At 69.5% G+C, this 14,192-nt stretch carries 14 protein-coding genes and 1 tRNA gene; 7 read left to right on the forward strand and 8 right to left on the reverse strand.

Annotated elements, in window-relative coordinates; translation table 11 throughout:
- Positions 1-182: 182 nt before the first annotated feature.
- Entirely contained in the window at positions 183-1,085 is a 903-nt protein-coding gene (gene nth, locus ACFWV8_RS11090) for an endonuclease III (RefSeq protein WP_384199775.1), read from the reverse strand.
- 312 nt (positions 1,086-1,397) lie between these two features.
- Here nth and ACFWV8_RS11095 point away from each other — a divergent pair, with 312 nt between their 5' ends.
- The gene (locus ACFWV8_RS11095) at positions 1,398-2,072 is read left to right on the forward strand and encodes a Crp/Fnr family transcriptional regulator (protein ID WP_023539685.1); all 675 of its coding nucleotides are present in this window, start codon (positions 1,398-1,400) and stop codon (positions 2,070-2,072) included.
- Positions 2,073-2,240: 168 nt separating this feature from the next.
- Here ACFWV8_RS11095 and ACFWV8_RS11100 read toward each other — a convergent pair whose 3' ends face one another.
- The 4 genes from ACFWV8_RS11100 to ACFWV8_RS11115 form a co-directional block, all read right to left on the reverse strand.
- On the reverse strand, positions 2,241-3,086 hold the full coding sequence (locus ACFWV8_RS11100) for an MBL fold metallo-hydrolase (RefSeq protein WP_384199777.1): 846 nt from the start codon (positions 3,084-3,086) through the stop codon (positions 2,241-2,243).
- Positions 3,083-3,961: an NUDIX hydrolase gene (locus ACFWV8_RS11105; protein WP_384199779.1), complete on the reverse strand. Its 879-nt coding sequence runs from the start codon at positions 3,959-3,961 to the stop codon at positions 3,083-3,085. Before ACFWV8_RS11105 ends, ACFWV8_RS11100 begins: the two co-directional genes overlap by 4 nt.
- A gap of 162 nt (positions 3,962-4,123) precedes the next feature.
- Positions 4,124-4,594: a RidA family protein gene (locus ACFWV8_RS11110; RefSeq protein WP_384199781.1), complete on the reverse strand. Its 471-nt coding sequence runs from the start codon at positions 4,592-4,594 to the stop codon at positions 4,124-4,126.
- The gene (locus ACFWV8_RS11115; RefSeq protein ID WP_075033571.1) at positions 4,591-4,752 is read right to left on the reverse strand and encodes a DUF4177 domain-containing protein; all 162 of its coding nucleotides are present in this window, start codon (positions 4,750-4,752) and stop codon (positions 4,591-4,593) included. The genes ACFWV8_RS11110 and ACFWV8_RS11115 overlap by 4 nt, the downstream gene beginning before the upstream one ends.
- A gap of 118 nt (positions 4,753-4,870) precedes the next feature.
- On the opposite strand from ACFWV8_RS11115, the gene ACFWV8_RS11120 reads away from it, so the two are divergent.
- A complete protein-coding gene (locus ACFWV8_RS11120) occupies positions 4,871-5,830 on the forward strand; it encodes an ArsA family ATPase (RefSeq protein WP_384199784.1) in 960 nt (319 codons plus the stop codon).
- Positions 5,830-7,179, forward strand: coding sequence for an ArsA-related P-loop ATPase (locus tag ACFWV8_RS11125; protein WP_384199786.1), 1,350 nt, complete (start codon positions 5,830-5,832; stop codon positions 7,177-7,179). The genes ACFWV8_RS11120 and ACFWV8_RS11125 overlap by 1 nt, the downstream gene beginning before the upstream one ends.
- Positions 7,180-7,237: 58 nt before the next feature.
- Here the strand turns inward: ACFWV8_RS11125 and ACFWV8_RS11130 are convergent, their stop codons facing one another.
- The gene (locus ACFWV8_RS11130) at positions 7,238-7,615 is read right to left on the reverse strand and encodes a WhiB family transcriptional regulator (protein ID WP_329383894.1); all 378 of its coding nucleotides are present in this window, start codon (positions 7,613-7,615) and stop codon (positions 7,238-7,240) included.
- Between the two features lie 397 nt (positions 7,616-8,012).
- Here ACFWV8_RS11130 and ACFWV8_RS11135 point away from each other — a divergent pair, with 397 nt between their 5' ends.
- Positions 8,013-10,271 (forward strand): transglycosylase domain-containing protein, encoded by a 2,259-nt coding sequence (locus ACFWV8_RS11135; RefSeq protein WP_384199788.1) that lies wholly within the window; start codon positions 8,013-8,015, stop codon positions 10,269-10,271.
- An 86-nt stretch (positions 10,272-10,357) separates the two neighbouring features.
- Here the strand turns inward: ACFWV8_RS11135 and ACFWV8_RS11140 are convergent, their stop codons facing one another.
- The gene (locus ACFWV8_RS11140) at positions 10,358-10,819 is read right to left on the reverse strand and encodes a GatB/YqeY domain-containing protein (protein ID WP_384199790.1); all 462 of its coding nucleotides are present in this window, start codon (positions 10,817-10,819) and stop codon (positions 10,358-10,360) included.
- 99 nt (positions 10,820-10,918) lie between these two features.
- Between ACFWV8_RS11140 and ACFWV8_RS11145 the strand changes: the two genes are divergently transcribed.
- Together ACFWV8_RS11145 and ACFWV8_RS11150 are read left to right on the forward strand one after the other, a co-directional pair.
- A complete protein-coding gene (locus ACFWV8_RS11145; protein WP_384199792.1) occupies positions 10,919-11,857 on the forward strand; it encodes a metallophosphoesterase in 939 nt (312 codons plus the stop codon).
- Between the two features lie 97 nt (positions 11,858-11,954).
- Positions 11,955-12,028: transfer RNA gene (locus tag ACFWV8_RS11150), tRNA-Pro, on the forward strand.
- 302 nt (positions 12,029-12,330) lie between these two features.
- On the opposite strand, the gene ACFWV8_RS11155 is transcribed toward ACFWV8_RS11150, so the two are convergent.
- The gene (locus ACFWV8_RS11155; RefSeq protein WP_384199794.1) at positions 12,331-13,266 is read right to left on the reverse strand and encodes a hypothetical protein; all 936 of its coding nucleotides are present in this window, start codon (positions 13,264-13,266) and stop codon (positions 12,331-12,333) included.
- A gap of 86 nt (positions 13,267-13,352) precedes the next feature.
- Between ACFWV8_RS11155 and ACFWV8_RS11160 the strand changes: the two genes are divergently transcribed.
- Positions 13,353-13,649, forward strand: a complete 297-nt coding sequence (locus tag ACFWV8_RS11160) for a hypothetical protein (protein ID WP_384199796.1) — start codon at positions 13,353-13,355, stop codon at positions 13,647-13,649.
- Positions 13,650-14,192: the final 543 nt, after the last annotated feature.

Genomic DNA, 14,192 nt, shown 5'->3' on the forward strand with positions numbered 1-14,192 from the left:
TCATGCGTGTCAGCCCGTGTCATCGGCACCCCCGACGTACAACGCCCGCCGTCTCCCGGATCGTTCCAGCCCGCATACGCCGCAGCCCTTCCTCTCCCGCCCGCCGGCCCGCCGGCGCCCCCGCCGTGCCGGTCTGTCCGGTGATACGGCTCCGGCCCGCCGTGCGCTCACCGCGCGGGCGATCATTCGGCCCCGGCGGGGGTGCCGAGCGGGGGCGCGGGCTTGCCCGGATAGTCCGGCGGCGGGGAGAGCCGCTGTCCCGGATAGCCGCCCATCTCGTACTTGAGCAGCTTCTTCGCCTTCTCCGGGTCCGTCTCGCCCTCTCCGTAGGAGGGGCAGAGATGGGCGATCGCGCAGGCGCCGCAGGCGGGTTTACGGGAGTGGCAGACCCGGCGTCCGTGGAAGATGATCCGGTGCGAGAGCATCGTCCACTCGCTCTTGGGGAAGATCGCGGCGATCTCCGTCTCGACCTTCTCCGGGTCCTCCTGGCCGGTCCACTTCCAGCGGCGCACGAGCCGACCGAAGTGGGTGTCGACAGTGAGGCCGGGGACACCGAAAGCGTTGCCCAACACCACGTTGGCGGTCTTGCGGCCGACGCCGGGCAGACTCACGAGGTCCTTGAGCGTGCCGGGCACCTCACCGTCGTAACGGTCACGCAGCGCCGTCGAAAGCCCTATGAGCGACCTCGTCTTGGCGCGGAAGAACCCGGTGGGGCGGATGACCTCCTCCAGCTCCTCGGGCACGGCGGCGGCCACGTCCTCCGGGGTCGGGTACTTCGCGAAGAGCCCGGGGGTCGTCTGGTTGACGCGCAGGTCCGTCGTCTGGGCCGACAGGACCGTGGCGACGAGCAGCTCGAAGGGGTTGCGGAAGTCCAGCTCCGGGTGGGCGTACGGATAGACGTCCGCCAGCTCGCGGTTTATCCGGCGGGCCCGGCGGACCATCGCCAGGTGCGACTCCGGCTTGGCGCTCTTCGGCCGCTTGGCGCTCGGGGCCTTGGCCGTGGATTCGGCGCTCGCGGATTCCGCGCTCGTACTTTTTGCGGCTTTTGTGGTTTTTTTTGACTTCGCGGCGGCCTGTTCGCCCACAGCGGAATTCTGCTTCGGTGACACTCTTCCAGCTCCCTTGGCCTGCCCTCTCACCGGCGAGTTGGACACCCGGCCAGCCTAGAGCCCTGCACTGACATCCGCCCCGGTCCCCGGCCGATCACCACCCGAATCGGGCCCCGGGGCACGGTCCTGGCGCGCGGTGCGTCAAACTTGTGACTGATCGCACGTTTTCGACAACGGGTGACCGGTACGGAGACAGAGTCGCCTCCGGCCCGAGCCGCCCGTGAACACGCAGCACGTCCGGCATCATGGGATCGATGGTCCCTGAGCAGGTCGACAAGGAGAGATTTCGTGGACGACGTTCTACGACGCGCCCCGCTCTTCGCGGCGCTCGACGACGAGCAGGCCGCGGAGCTCCGCGCCTCGATGAGTGAGACGACGCTCGCCCGTGGCGACGCGCTGTTCCACGAAGGCGACCCCGGCGACCGCCTTTACGTGGTCACCGAGGGCAAGGTCAAACTGCACCGCACGTCCCCCGACGGCCGGGAGAACATGCTGGCCGTCCTCGGCCCCGGCGAACTGATCGGCGAGCTGTCGCTCTTCGACCCGGGGCCGCGCACCGCCACCGCCAGCGCCCTCACCGAGGTCAAGCTCCTCGGCCTGGGCCACGGCGACCTCCAGCCCTGGCTGAACGCCCGCCCCGAGGTGGCCACCGCGTTGCTGCGCGCCGTCGCCAGGCGCCTGCGCAAGACGAACGACCAGATGTCCGACCTGGTCTTCTCCGACGTACCGGGCCGGGTCGCCCGTGCGCTCCTCGACCTGTCGCGCCGCTTCGGCGTGCAGTCGGAGGAAGGCATCCACGTCGTGCACGACCTGACGCAGGAGGAGCTGGCCCAGCTGGTCGGCGCGTCCCGCGAGACGGTCAACAAGGCGCTCGCGGACTTCGCCCAGCGCGGCTGGCTGAGGCTGGAGGCCCGCGCGGTGATCCTGCTGGACGTCGAACGCCTCGCGAAGCGCTCGCGCTGACCCGGACGCACACACGCGACGCACACACGCCACGCACACACGCCACGCACGCGCGACGCGCGGAAGCCAGCACCGCATCGGCAAGGCCGCCCCGCTCCCCCGAGCCGGGCGGCCTTCCGCATGCCCCCGCGGACCCTCCCACAGGGCTGCCCTACGCCCCCAGGCGCCCTACAGCCCCGTGATCAGCCCGTGCTCGCGCAGGTACTCCAGCTGCGCCCGCACCGACAGCTCAGCCGCCGGCCACAGGGACCGGTCCACGCCGCTGCCTCCGTACACATGCGCCACGATCTCCGCCGGCGAGCGGTACCCGTCCTCCACCGCCGTCTCGACCTGTGCGAGGCGGCTCGCGCGGTGCGCGAGGTAGTACTCGACCGCGCCCTGCGCGTCCTCCAGTACGGGGCCGTGGCCCGGCAGCACCGTATGGACGCCGTCGTCGACCGTCAGCGAGCGCAGCCGCCGCAGTGAGTCGACGTAGTCGCCGAGCCTGCCGTCCGGGTGGGCCACCATCGTCGTGCCGCGCCCGAGGATCGTGTCGCCCGTCAGCACCGCGCGGTCGGCGGGCAGATGGAAGCAGAGTGAGTCGGAGGTGTGCCCGGGGGTCGCCACGACGCGCAGCTCAAGACCGCCCTCGGTGACGACGTCACCGGCCGCCAGCCCCTCGTCGCCGAGGCGCAGGGCCGGGTCCAGGGCCCGTACGGGCGTACGCGTCAGCTCGGCGAAGCGCGCCGCGCCCTCCGCGTGGTCCGGGTGGCCGTGGGTGAGGAGGGTCAGGGCGACGCGCTTGCCGGCCTCCTCGGCCGTGGCGACGACCGTCCGCAGATGCGTCTCGTCGAGCGGGCCGGGATCGATCACGACCGCGAGCGCGGAGTCGGGCTCGGAGATAATCCAGGTGTTCGTGCCGTCGAGGGTCATCGCGGACGCGTTGGGCGCGAGCACGTTGACCGCGCGGGCCGTCGCCGCGCCCGACAGGACGCCACCGCGCGGCTGTCCCGGCAGGGCCGTCGCGTCCGTCATCGGTCCCCACCCGCCAGCGGCACGCGCTTGGTGAACTCGTCCTGGCCCGGCCAGCTGAGCACCACCTCGTCACCCTCCACCCTCGGTCTGGCCAGCACGGGCGCGAGGTCCCTCCCCACGGCGGCTGCGAGGGCCTCGGCCGCGGAGCCGTACATCTGTAGTTCGCGCAGGGTCGCCACGGTGGGGGGCATCATCAGCAGTTCGCCCTTGTCGTATCCGAGTGCCGCGTCGGCGGGCCGGATCCACACCGTGTGGTCGGCCTCCGTAGAAGCGTTGCGTGTACGCTGCCCGGCCGGCAGCGCGGCCACGAAGAACCAGGTGTCGTACCGCTTGGGCTCGAACTCCGGGGTGATCCACCGGGTCCAGGCCGCCAGCAGGTCGCTGCGCAGCGTCAGACCGCGCCGGTCCAGGAACTCCGCGAAGGACAGCTCACGGTCGACGAGAGCGGCCCGGTCGGCCTCCCAGTCGTCCCCCGTGGTGTCACCGACGACGGTCCCGGCCGTCTCTCCCGCGAGCAGGACCCCGGCCTCCTCGTACGTCTCGCGCACCGCCGCGCAGACGACGGCCTGCGCGGACGCGGCGTCCACGCCGAGCAGCCGGGCCCACACGTCGCGCCCCGGCCCCGCCCAGCGGACGAGCCGGTCGTCGTCGCGCGGGTCGACGCCGCCGCCCGGATACGCGTAGGCACCTCCGGCGAAGGCCATGGAGGTGCTGCGGCGCAGCATATGTACGGAGGGTCCCGGGGATCCGTCGACGGCGTCGCGCAGCAGCATCACCGTCGCGGCCCGCCGTGCGGGAGCGACGCTGAGCTCACCCTGGGCGAGCGCGCGGATGCGGCCGGACCACTCGGGCGGGAACCACTGACCATTGGGCATGCCGGGATGCTACGGGCTTCCCGGGCGATGTTCGAGAGCCCCTTTCCCGGGGTCCGGGGACCCCGGGAGGGCCGCGACGACAGCCGGCCGGCGAGGACCGGCACGGCTGGCACGGCCGGCCCGGCCGCGCGGACGCGCGGACGCGTCAGCCGCGTCGACCGCTCAGTCCGCGGCCACTTCCACCTGGATCTCGATCTCGACGGGGGCGTCCAGCGGTAGGACGGCGACGCCCACCGCGCTGCGCGCGTGCACGCCCTTGTCCCCGAAGACCTTCCCGAACAGCTCGCTCGCCCCGTTGAGGACAGCCGGCTGGCCCGTGAAGTCCGGGGCGGAGGCGACGAACCCGACGACCTTCACGACACGCTCCACGCGGTCCAGGTCGCCGATGACGGACTTCACGGCGGCCAGCGCGTTCAGCGCGCAGACCCGGGCGAGGTCCTTGGCCTCCTCCGGCGTCACCTCGGCGCCGACCTTGCCGGTCAGCGGAAGCTCACCGTCCACCATCGGGAGCTGCCCCGCCGTGTAGACGTACGCCCCCGTCCGTACGGCCGGCTGATACGCCGCCAGAGGCGGTACGACCTGCGGAACGGTCAGCCCCAGTTCAGCGAGGGCCGCCTCGGCCTCGCCGCTCACGCGGACTTCTCTCGCTTCAGATAGGCCACCAGCTGCTCGGGGTTGTTCGGCCCCGGAACGACCTGGACCAGTTCCCAGCCGTCCTCGCCCCAGGTGTCCAGAATCTGCTTCGTCGCGTGCACGAGAAGAGGCACCGTCGCGTATTCCCACTTCGTCATGGGCCCGACTGTATCGGCACCGTGCCACGACCTCGTACGGAGCCCGACGAGGTTCTCGTACGGAGCCTCCGGACGACCACGTGCGTAGCCCGGTGCCCGACTGGTTAGGCTCGAATGTGTGAGCAGGTTCCAGGTCGTCAGCGGCAAGGGCGGGACCGGTAAGACCACGGTCGCCGCGGCCCTCGCGCTCGCCCTCGCGACGGAGGGCAAGCGCACCCTCCTTGTGGAGGTCGAGGGCAGACAGGGCATCGCACAGCTCTTCGAAACGGAGGCGCTTCCTTACGAGGAACGGAAGATCGCCGTCGCCCCGGGCGGCGGCGAGGTGTACGCGCTGGCCATAGACGCCGAGCGGGCGCTTCTCGACTACCTCCAGATGTTCTACAAGCTCGGCAGCGCGGGCCGCGCCCTGAAGAAGATCGGCGCCATCGACTTCGCCACCACCATCGCGCCGGGCGTCCGGGACGTCCTGCTGACCGGCAAGGCGTGCGAGGCCGTTCGCCGCCGCGACAAGCAGGGCCGGTTCAGTTACGACTACGTGGTGATGGACGCGCCGCCCACCGGCCGCATCACCCGCTTCCTGAACGTGAACGACGAGGTGGCCGGGCTCGCGAAGATAGGGCCGATATACAACCAGGCGCAGGCCGTCATGCGGGTGCTCAAGTCGCCCGGGACGGCCGTGCATCTGGTGACCCTTCTTGAGGAGATGCCGGTCCAGGAGACCGCCGACGGCATCGGCGAGCTGCGCGGCGCCGAACTGCCCGTCGGCAAGGTGATCGTGAACATGGTGCGCCCGCACGTCCTCGACGAGGAGGCCGTCAACGGCGTCGCGGGTGACCGTCGTAAGGAGGTCACCAAGGCGCTCGCGGCGGCCGGGGTGAGCGCGCCCACGAAGCTCGTGGGACCACTCCTGGAGCAGGCCTCCGAGCACGCCCAGCGCGTGGAGCTTGAGCGCGAGCAGCGCGCCCTCCTCGCGAAGCTCGGGCTGCCTACGTACGAACTCCCCCTGATCGGCGAGGGCATGGACCTCGCCGGTCTGTACCGCCTGGCGGGGGAGCTACGGAATCTTGGGGAGGCCTGATGACTCTGGACCCGGCGGCTGCCCCGCTTGAAGTCGATCCGCTGCTCGACGACCCCGAGACGCGGATCATCGTGTGCTGCGGCTCCGGCGGCGTCGGCAAGACGACGACGGCGGCGGCTCTCGGCGTACGGGCGGCGGAGCGTGGCCGCAAGGTGGTCGTGTTGACCATCGACCCGGCCCGCAGGCTCGCCCAGTCCATGGGCATCGACTCGCTCGACAACACCCCCCGGCAGGTCAAGGGCATCGAGGGCGCCGGCGAACTGCACGCGATGATGCTCGACATGAAGCGCACCTTCGACGAGATCGTCGAGGCGCACGCGGACCAGGACCGGGCCCGCGCCATCCTGGAGAACCCCTTCTACCAGTCCCTGTCGGCCGGTTTCGCGGGCACGCAGGAGTACATGGCGATGGAGAAGCTGGGGCAGCTGCGGGCCCGCGACGAGTGGGACCTGATCGTCGTCGACACCCCGCCGTCGCGCTCCGCGCTCGACTTCCTGGACGCGCCGAAGCGGCTGGGTTCGTTCCTGGACGGGAAGTTCATCCGGCTGCTGATGGCACCGGCGAAGATGGGCGGCCGGGCCGGGATGAAGTTCCTGAACGTCGGGATGTCGATGATGACCGGCACCCTCGGGAAGCTGCTCGGCGGCCAATTCCTGCGTGACGTACAGACGTTCGTGGCCGCGATGGACACGATGTTCGGCGGTTTCCGTACCCGCGCGGACGCGACGTACCGGCTGCTCCAGGCGCCCGGCACGGCGTTCCTGGTGGTCGCTGCGCCGGAGCGGGACGCGCTGCGCGAGGCGGCGTACTTCGTGGAGCGGCTGGCCGCCGAGGGGATGCCGCTCGCGGGTCTGGTCCTCAACCGGGTGCACGGCAGCGGCGCCGCGCGGCTGTCGGCCGAGCGGGCGCGGGCCGCCGCGGAAAATCTTGAAGAGGGCCGCATTGTGGATCAGGCCGGCGGGAAGAATGGTGTGCGTGAGGCCGCCGCCCCCGCGGGCTCCTCTCCCGAAGCCGCCCTGGCACCGCAGGACCCACACGCATTGCAGGACCCACAGACATCGCAGGGCCCCGCCCCTCAGGCACCCGAACTCCCGCACCAGGCACCAGAATCAGCGACACCCGAACCGCCGTCGGTGAATCAGCTGACGGCCGGTCTGCTGCGCCTGCACGCCGAGCGTATGCAGGTGCTCAAGCGTGAGCAGCGCACCCGCGACCGCTTCACCGCGCTCCACCCGGAGGTGCCGGTGGCCGAAGTGGCGGCGCTGCCCGGCGACGTGCACGACCTCGCCGGGCTCCGGACCATCGGTGAACGCCTCGCGGGCGGGAGCACGGCGACCGGGGCCGCGTGACCGACGGGTGTGGGGCCCCCGCCAGGGCGTGCTCCGCGCTTGCCTGCCGTACGGCGGCCTACCCCACCGCCGCCCACGTGTCGTCGATGACGTCGGCGTAGTGGCGCGAGCCGTACGTCTCGTCGTCGTCCTCAAGGCCGGCGGGCAGAATGCCCGCGCTGCGCTCGTACTCGGTGCGTGCGGTTTCGAGCAGCCGTCGCCATGAGGTGACAGTGGGGCGTCTGCGCAGCAATGCGCGCCGCTCCCGCTCGGTCATTCCGCCCCACACGCCGAATTCGACGCGGTTGTCCAGCGCGTCGGCCAGGCACTCCGTCCGCACCGGGCATCCGGTGCACACCGCCTTGGCCCTGTTCTGCGCTGCGCCCTGTACGAACAATTCATCCGGATCGGTAGTGCGGCATGCTGCTTGCGCACTCCAGTCGGTTACCCAGCCCATCCCGGCGCCGTCCTCTCCCGAATCGAGGCTCCCCCACGGCGGAAGCGGCATATTCACCGCTGCCAGTTGAGGACGTTACGGAAGGCGGACACAGCACAACACCCCCTTCGGGCCCAATCTTGAATGGCCCGAACGGACTATGCGTACGCGGCAGATCACCCAGGGGAGTTACCCGGAGACATGTGCGACGAACCCGACAAGTCGGGTCAACTCTCCTGAGTAGCAACGGACGTCAGAGGACGTACCGGGCGGAATCGGACGGGACTTCCGACGCTTTACGGTTAGCCGGATGTTCACGTCGGTGACTTGATACGAAACCGCACTGCTGTGACAGTTGAGTGCAGCTTAGGCCAGAGCCTTTGTGTGTGTCCGGCGAATGAGAACGTAGGCTGCTGTCATGCCAAAGAAGCGCTCGGGCGGCGGTCTGACCGGGACCCAGCAGGCCGCCAAGTTCCTCGGTGTCAGTGTGCTCGCGGGAGCCGTACTGGCGGGAATCGCCTTGCCCGCCTTCGGAGTTCTGGGCCTGGCGGCCAAGGGGACGGTCGAGGGATTCGACGAGATCCCGGCCAATCTCAAGACGCCGCCGCTCAGTCAGCGCACCACGATCCTCGACAAGGACGGCGGCCCCATCGCCACCGTCTACTCGCGCGACCGGACCGTGGTCCCTCTCACCGACATCTCGCCCTACATGCAGAAGGCGATCGTCGCGATCGAGGACTCACGCTTCTACGAGCATGGTGCGGTCGACCTCAAGGGCGTTCTGCGCGCGGCCAATCGCAACGCGCAGTCGGGCGGCGTCTCCCAGGGCGCCTCGACCCTCACCCAGCAGTATGTGAAGAACGTCTTCGTGGAAGAGGCCGGCGACGACCCCGACAAGGTCGCCCAGGCCACCCAGCAGACCATCGGCCGCAAGATCCGCGAGCTCAAGTTCGCGATCCAGGTCGAGGAGGAGCTGGGCAAGAAGAAGATCCTTGAGAACTACCTGAACATCACCTTCTTCGGACAGCAGGCGTACGGCATCGAGGCCGCCTCGCACCGCTACTTCTCCAAGTCCGCCAAGGACTTGAAGCTGGAGGAGGCGGCGCTGCTGGCGGGCCTCGTCCAGTCGCCGAGCCGGTACGACCCGGTGAACGACCAGGAAGAGGCGACCAAGCGCCGTAACACCGTGATACAGCGCATGGCCGACGTGAAGGACATCTCGCAGGCCGAGGCCGACCGCGCGAAGAACACCGAGATCGCGCTGAAGGTCAGCACTCCCAAGAACGGCTGCATCACGGCGGTCAAGGGCGCGGGCTTCTTCTGCGACTACGTACGGAAGGTGTTCCTCACCGACCCCGCCTTCGGCAAGACGCAGGAGGACCGGGCCAAGGTCTGGAACCAGGGCGGACTGACCATCCGTACGACGCTCGACCCGCAGGCGCAGGAATCGGCGCAGGAGTCGATCAAGAACCACGTCTACAAGACGGACGAGGTCGCCACGGCGCTTTCGATCGTCGAGCCGGGCACCGGCAAGGTCCTCGCGATGGGCCAGTCGCGGCCGTACGGCGGCGGCAAGAACGAGACGTACATGAACCTCTCCGTCGACGAGGACATGGGCGGCGGTGCCGGCTACCAGCCGGGATCGACGTTCAAGCCCATCGTCGCGGCGGCGGCCCTGGAGCAGGGCATCCAGCCGACGCAGTCGTACCCCTCGCCGTACCAGATGGACTACCCGAGCCCGGTGCAGACCTGCAAGGGCCCGTGGACGGACCAGGGCGTCCCGGTCGAGAACGAGAACGAGACCGAGGTCGGCCCGTACGGGATGAAGGAAGCGACCGCCAAGTCGGTCAACACCTACTACGTACAGCTGATCAGCCAGATCGGCGTCTGCCCGGTGACCGAGCTGGCCAGGAAGATGGGCGTCGAGCGGGCCAACGGCAAGCCGATCGACCAGGTCCCGTCGATCACGCTGGGCACGCAGGAGATGTCGCCGCTGACGATGGCGTCCGGGTACGCGACGTTCGCCAACCGCGGCACGTACTGCACCCCGATCGCCATCGAGTCGATCACCGGCCCGAACGGCAAGGAACTGGACGTCCCGAAGTCGACCTGCTCGCGGGCGATGTCGGAGAAGACGGCCGACACCATAAACACGCTGCTGGAGGGCGTGGTCGAGGACGGTACGGGCCAGGAGGCCGGGCTCGGCAGCAGGCCGAGCGCGGGCAAGACGGGTACGACCGACTTCCGGCTCGCCGCGTGGTTCGTGGGCTACACGCCGAACATGGCGGGCGCGGTGTGGGTCGGTGACCCGCAGCACAAGAAGAAGATGGTGGACATCACCATCGGCGGCCAGTACCACGACAAGGTCTTCGGTGGCGCGGTGCCAGGACCGATCTGGCGCGACGCGATGAGCGGCGCGCTGGACGGCAAGGAGGCGCCCGCCTTCAACACCATCAACATCCCGAACCCGGAGAAGGACAAGGGCGACAGGGACGAGGACCGTGACCGGGACCGCGACAAGCCCGGGAACGACAACAGTGGGAACGGCAACGGTGGGAACGGCGGTGGCGACTCCCGCGGCGGGAACGGCGACGGCGACAACGGCGACCAGGACCCGGGCAACGGCGACGGCAACGGGGACAATCCGTTCCCGGGCTTCCCGGGGACGTTCGGCTAGGCAGTAGCAGAGGAAGGGGGGCCGCGACGATCAGGATTCGTCGGGCCCCCTTCTTCATGCCTTCAGGCTTTTGATGTCGTTCAGGCTCAGGCCAGTTTCTGCTTGACGGCGGCGGCGACCCGGCCGCCCTCCGCCCGCCCGGCGACCTTCGGCCCGACGATCTTCATGACGGCACCGATGGCGCGCGGCCCCTCGGCACCGGCGGCCTTCGCCTCGCCCACGGCCTGCGCGACGATCTCGCCCAGCTCGTCGTCGGTCAGCTGCTGCGGCAGATACGCGTCGAGCAGCACGCCCTCGGCCTTCTCCCGCTCGGCCTGCTCGGCGCGCCCGCCCTGCGCGAAGGCCTCGGCCGCCTCGCGGCGCTTCTTGGCCTCCTTGGCGATCACCTTCCGCACCTCGTCGTCGGAGAGCTCGCGCGCCTCCTTGCCGGAGACCTCTTCCTTGGAGATCGCGGCGAGGGTCAGCCGGAGGGTGGCGGAGCGCAGCTCGTCGCGTGCCTTGATCGCGGCGATGAGGTCGTCGTGCAGCGTGGACTTGAGCGTGGTCATACGGACAGTGTGTCAGGTACGCCCCACGGCGCGCCGTCCGGTTTTCCGGGCCGCCGGGGTGTGCCCGGCCGGGCGGCCCGAGTCTGCGACGATGACACCATGCGCGCACGCTACGGAGTCCCCCTGAAAGTCACCGCAGGAATCGCGGCCGTCGGCGTGGCCGGCATCGCCTACGCCGCCGGTTTCGAGGCCCGCTCGTTCCGGCTGCGACGGGTCTCCGTACCCGTACTTCCGGAGGGCATGCGACCGCTCCGGATCCTCCAGGTCTCGGACATCCACATGGTCCGCGGCCAGCGCAAGAAGCAGCGCTGGCTCCGCTCCCTGGCCGGCCTGCGCCCCGACTTCGTGGTGAACACCGGCGACAACCTCTCCGACCAGGAGGGCGTACCGGAGGTGCTCGACGCGCTGGGCCCGCTGATGGAGTTCCCGGGCGTCTACGTCTTCGGCTCCAACGACTACTACGGCCCCGCACTGCGCAACCCGGCGCGCTACCTCCTTGAGAAGGCCCAGGGCAAGCACGGTCTGAACGGCAACGCACCGGCCGTGAACGTCGTCCACAACCCGTGGGAGCCGATGCGCGACGCCTTCGACGAGGCGGGCTGGGTGGGCCTCACCAACGCCCGCGGCCGGCTCAAGATCGACGGCCACGAGATCGCCTTCACGGGCCTCGACGACCCCCACATCAAGCGCGACCGCTACACGGAGGTCGCGGGCGGCCCGGAGAAGGACGCGTCCCTCTCGATCGCCGTGGTCCACGCCCCGTACCTCCGCACACTGGACGCCTTCACATCGGACGGCTACCCCCTGATCCTGGGCGGCCACACCCACGGGGGCCAGCTCCGCATCCCGTTCTACGGAGCACTGGTCACCAACTGCGACCTGGACACGGACCGCGCGAGGGGCCTCTCCACGTACGACGCGGGGGGCCACACGTCCTACCTCCACGTCTCCGCGGGCTGCGGCACGAACCGCTACACCCCGGTCCGCTTCGCCTGCCCCCCGGAGGCTACCCTCCTGACGCTGGTCCCCCGCCTCTGACGGGGGCCGCACCACCCTCAACGGCGCCCTAAACCGGATTTCGCCTGCGGGCGCGGGTGGGCTAAAGTAATCGATGTCGCAGCGACACGGGCGACATCGGGGTGTAGCGCAGCTTGGCAGCGCGCTTCGTTCGGGACGAAGAGGTCGTGGGTTCAAATCCCGCCACCCCGACTTCATCAAGCAAGAGTCAGGCCCTTGATTCTCTGGAGAATCAAGGGCCTGACCTGCGTTTTAGGGCGAATGGCTCTCCGCGTCCGACATCATCCGCGAAGCGTGTCCCCGTCAGTTGTGCCGATGGCTAACACCTGAGACACCTCTCAATTGCCTCTCACTCCTTCAAGATCACACCCAGTTCACACCCAGATTCGGCAGAAGTACCCGAGAAGTACTCGCAGGTCAGGGCTTCGTGCGACGCCAGGGCTGACCCGGGCGTCGACAGTCTGGCTGGGTGCCACAACCAAAAACGAGAGCACCTACAGACCCTCACCGAGGAACTGCATTGGCGCCGCCTCCCGGTCGATCGCGTCTGCGACCTTGGTCAGCACGGCGGCGCTCGCCGGGATGTCGTGGCTCGGCCGGACGGTGCGGTGCGGCAGCTCGGCGAGGCGTGCTGCTACCGCGGCACGCGCGCTCTCCCGACCACCACCGTCCACCCCCTGAGCCTGCCCGAAGACGTCGGGGTACCGGTCCTCCGTCGCACCCGACATGAAGTCCGACTCACCCAGAGTCCGGGTGCCGTCGACGGTGTCCGGCGCCGCGTCGGCGTCGACCTGGGGGAAGAGGAGTCCGGCCGCCCGGCCGCCGGTGGCCAGAGGCAGGTCGAACAGGTCCGGGAACTGGTCCGGGAACACCTGGACCTTCCGCTCCCGCCTCGCGTTCTCCCACAGCGGCGTGTGGTCGCCGGCGAGCAGCGCCTTGGTCACCGACTCGTGCCGAGTCGGGTGGAAGCTGCCCCCGGCCCGCAGGTGCTCGCGCGCGGTGACGTCCCAGCCGAGCGAGTGAAGCAGGCCGAGGCCGAGCGCGGCAGCGGACGGCCAGGGCACGACCTCGACGTCCCGCTCCCCTGTGGGCCGGACCAATACCCGGTCGTTGGCGAGGAGTTCACCGAAGGTGAGGAGGGTCGCACCGTCGTCCGGCCGTACGACCGCGGAGGAGTGGAGCACGGCCCACCCGTCGAGGAGGAGCTGACCACGAATCGCCTCCCGCGCGAGGCGCACTGCGGCCAGGGCGAGGGGCTGTGCGTCGGTACCGGCGAGGACGAGACGGCCTGAGGCGGGTGTGCTGCGGTACGCGATCTCTTCGCTCGGCGAGGCGGCGATGATGTCTTCGCCGTCGTGCGCCACCAGCAGCGGCTGCTTCGCGTAGTCCACGGCCTCGGTGGGGCGGCCGTCGTGGACGAGACGGGTCATCTCCTCGTAGGCGTCCGGCTTGACGTCCGCGATCGCGCCGCACAGACGAATGGGTCGAGAGCCGCGGCCACGCCTACAACCGCGAGATGGAAGCGATCGCGACCGAGAACCCCAGGCACAACGTCATGGGGACGCCCTGTTATAGGACGCCGGACACTCCGGCGGTGCGCCGGCGCAACGCCCTCGCTGCCATTCGAGGTCAGTACCTGCGGCAGTCGGAAACGCTGCGCTCCGAGATCGCCAACGCAGCTTACGAAGCCGGTTACCCATGGCCACTGCCCGACCGTATGGGTCGCATCGCTGAGACGGAGTTCCTCCACCGCACGGGCATCTTCGTTGACTCGGTGAAGCGACGTCGGAAGGCGCTGGTGAACTCGGCCTGAAGAGCACGACGGCCGGACACTGCCGGGATTTCTGGGTGACGAACCACGACCGGGTGAAGTGTGGTGGATTCCGCCTTGGCTATCTGATCTGTGCCTCTATGGTGCGTTTCGCTCTTGCGTACCACCCAGAGGGGACGAGTCATGACAACAACACCGGACCAGCAGCCCGCCCAGGCGGGACAGGTTCCGACCGTAATCATCAACAACAACGCCTCCGCCTCGGCTGCCGCGTCCATCGGCGGGTACGGTCGGCGAGGCCGTAGGCGGCAGTCGTTTTGGGTCCACTTCTGGCTCCTTCTGCTGACCGCAGGAATCGGCAACGTTTTGTACGCGATGCACATCAGCCGTTGGAATAGGGACCGCGGGTTCTGACGGCACGCCTGAACGCGGCGAAGCCCTTTCCGTACGCGAACTACGGGAAGGGCTTCGTGCGTTCTATGGGCCGGCGAATCGGCTGCCGTGTCCGGACGGTGTCCGAGCTGGTCTGCGCGCTCGGCGGCTTCGAGGGAGGCGTTATGCTATTGCTTCTTGTTCGCCTTGTCT

This window comes from Streptomyces sp. NPDC058665 (assembly GCF_042714995.1).
Classification (GTDB): Bacteria; Actinomycetota; Actinomycetes; order Streptomycetales; family Streptomycetaceae; genus Streptomyces.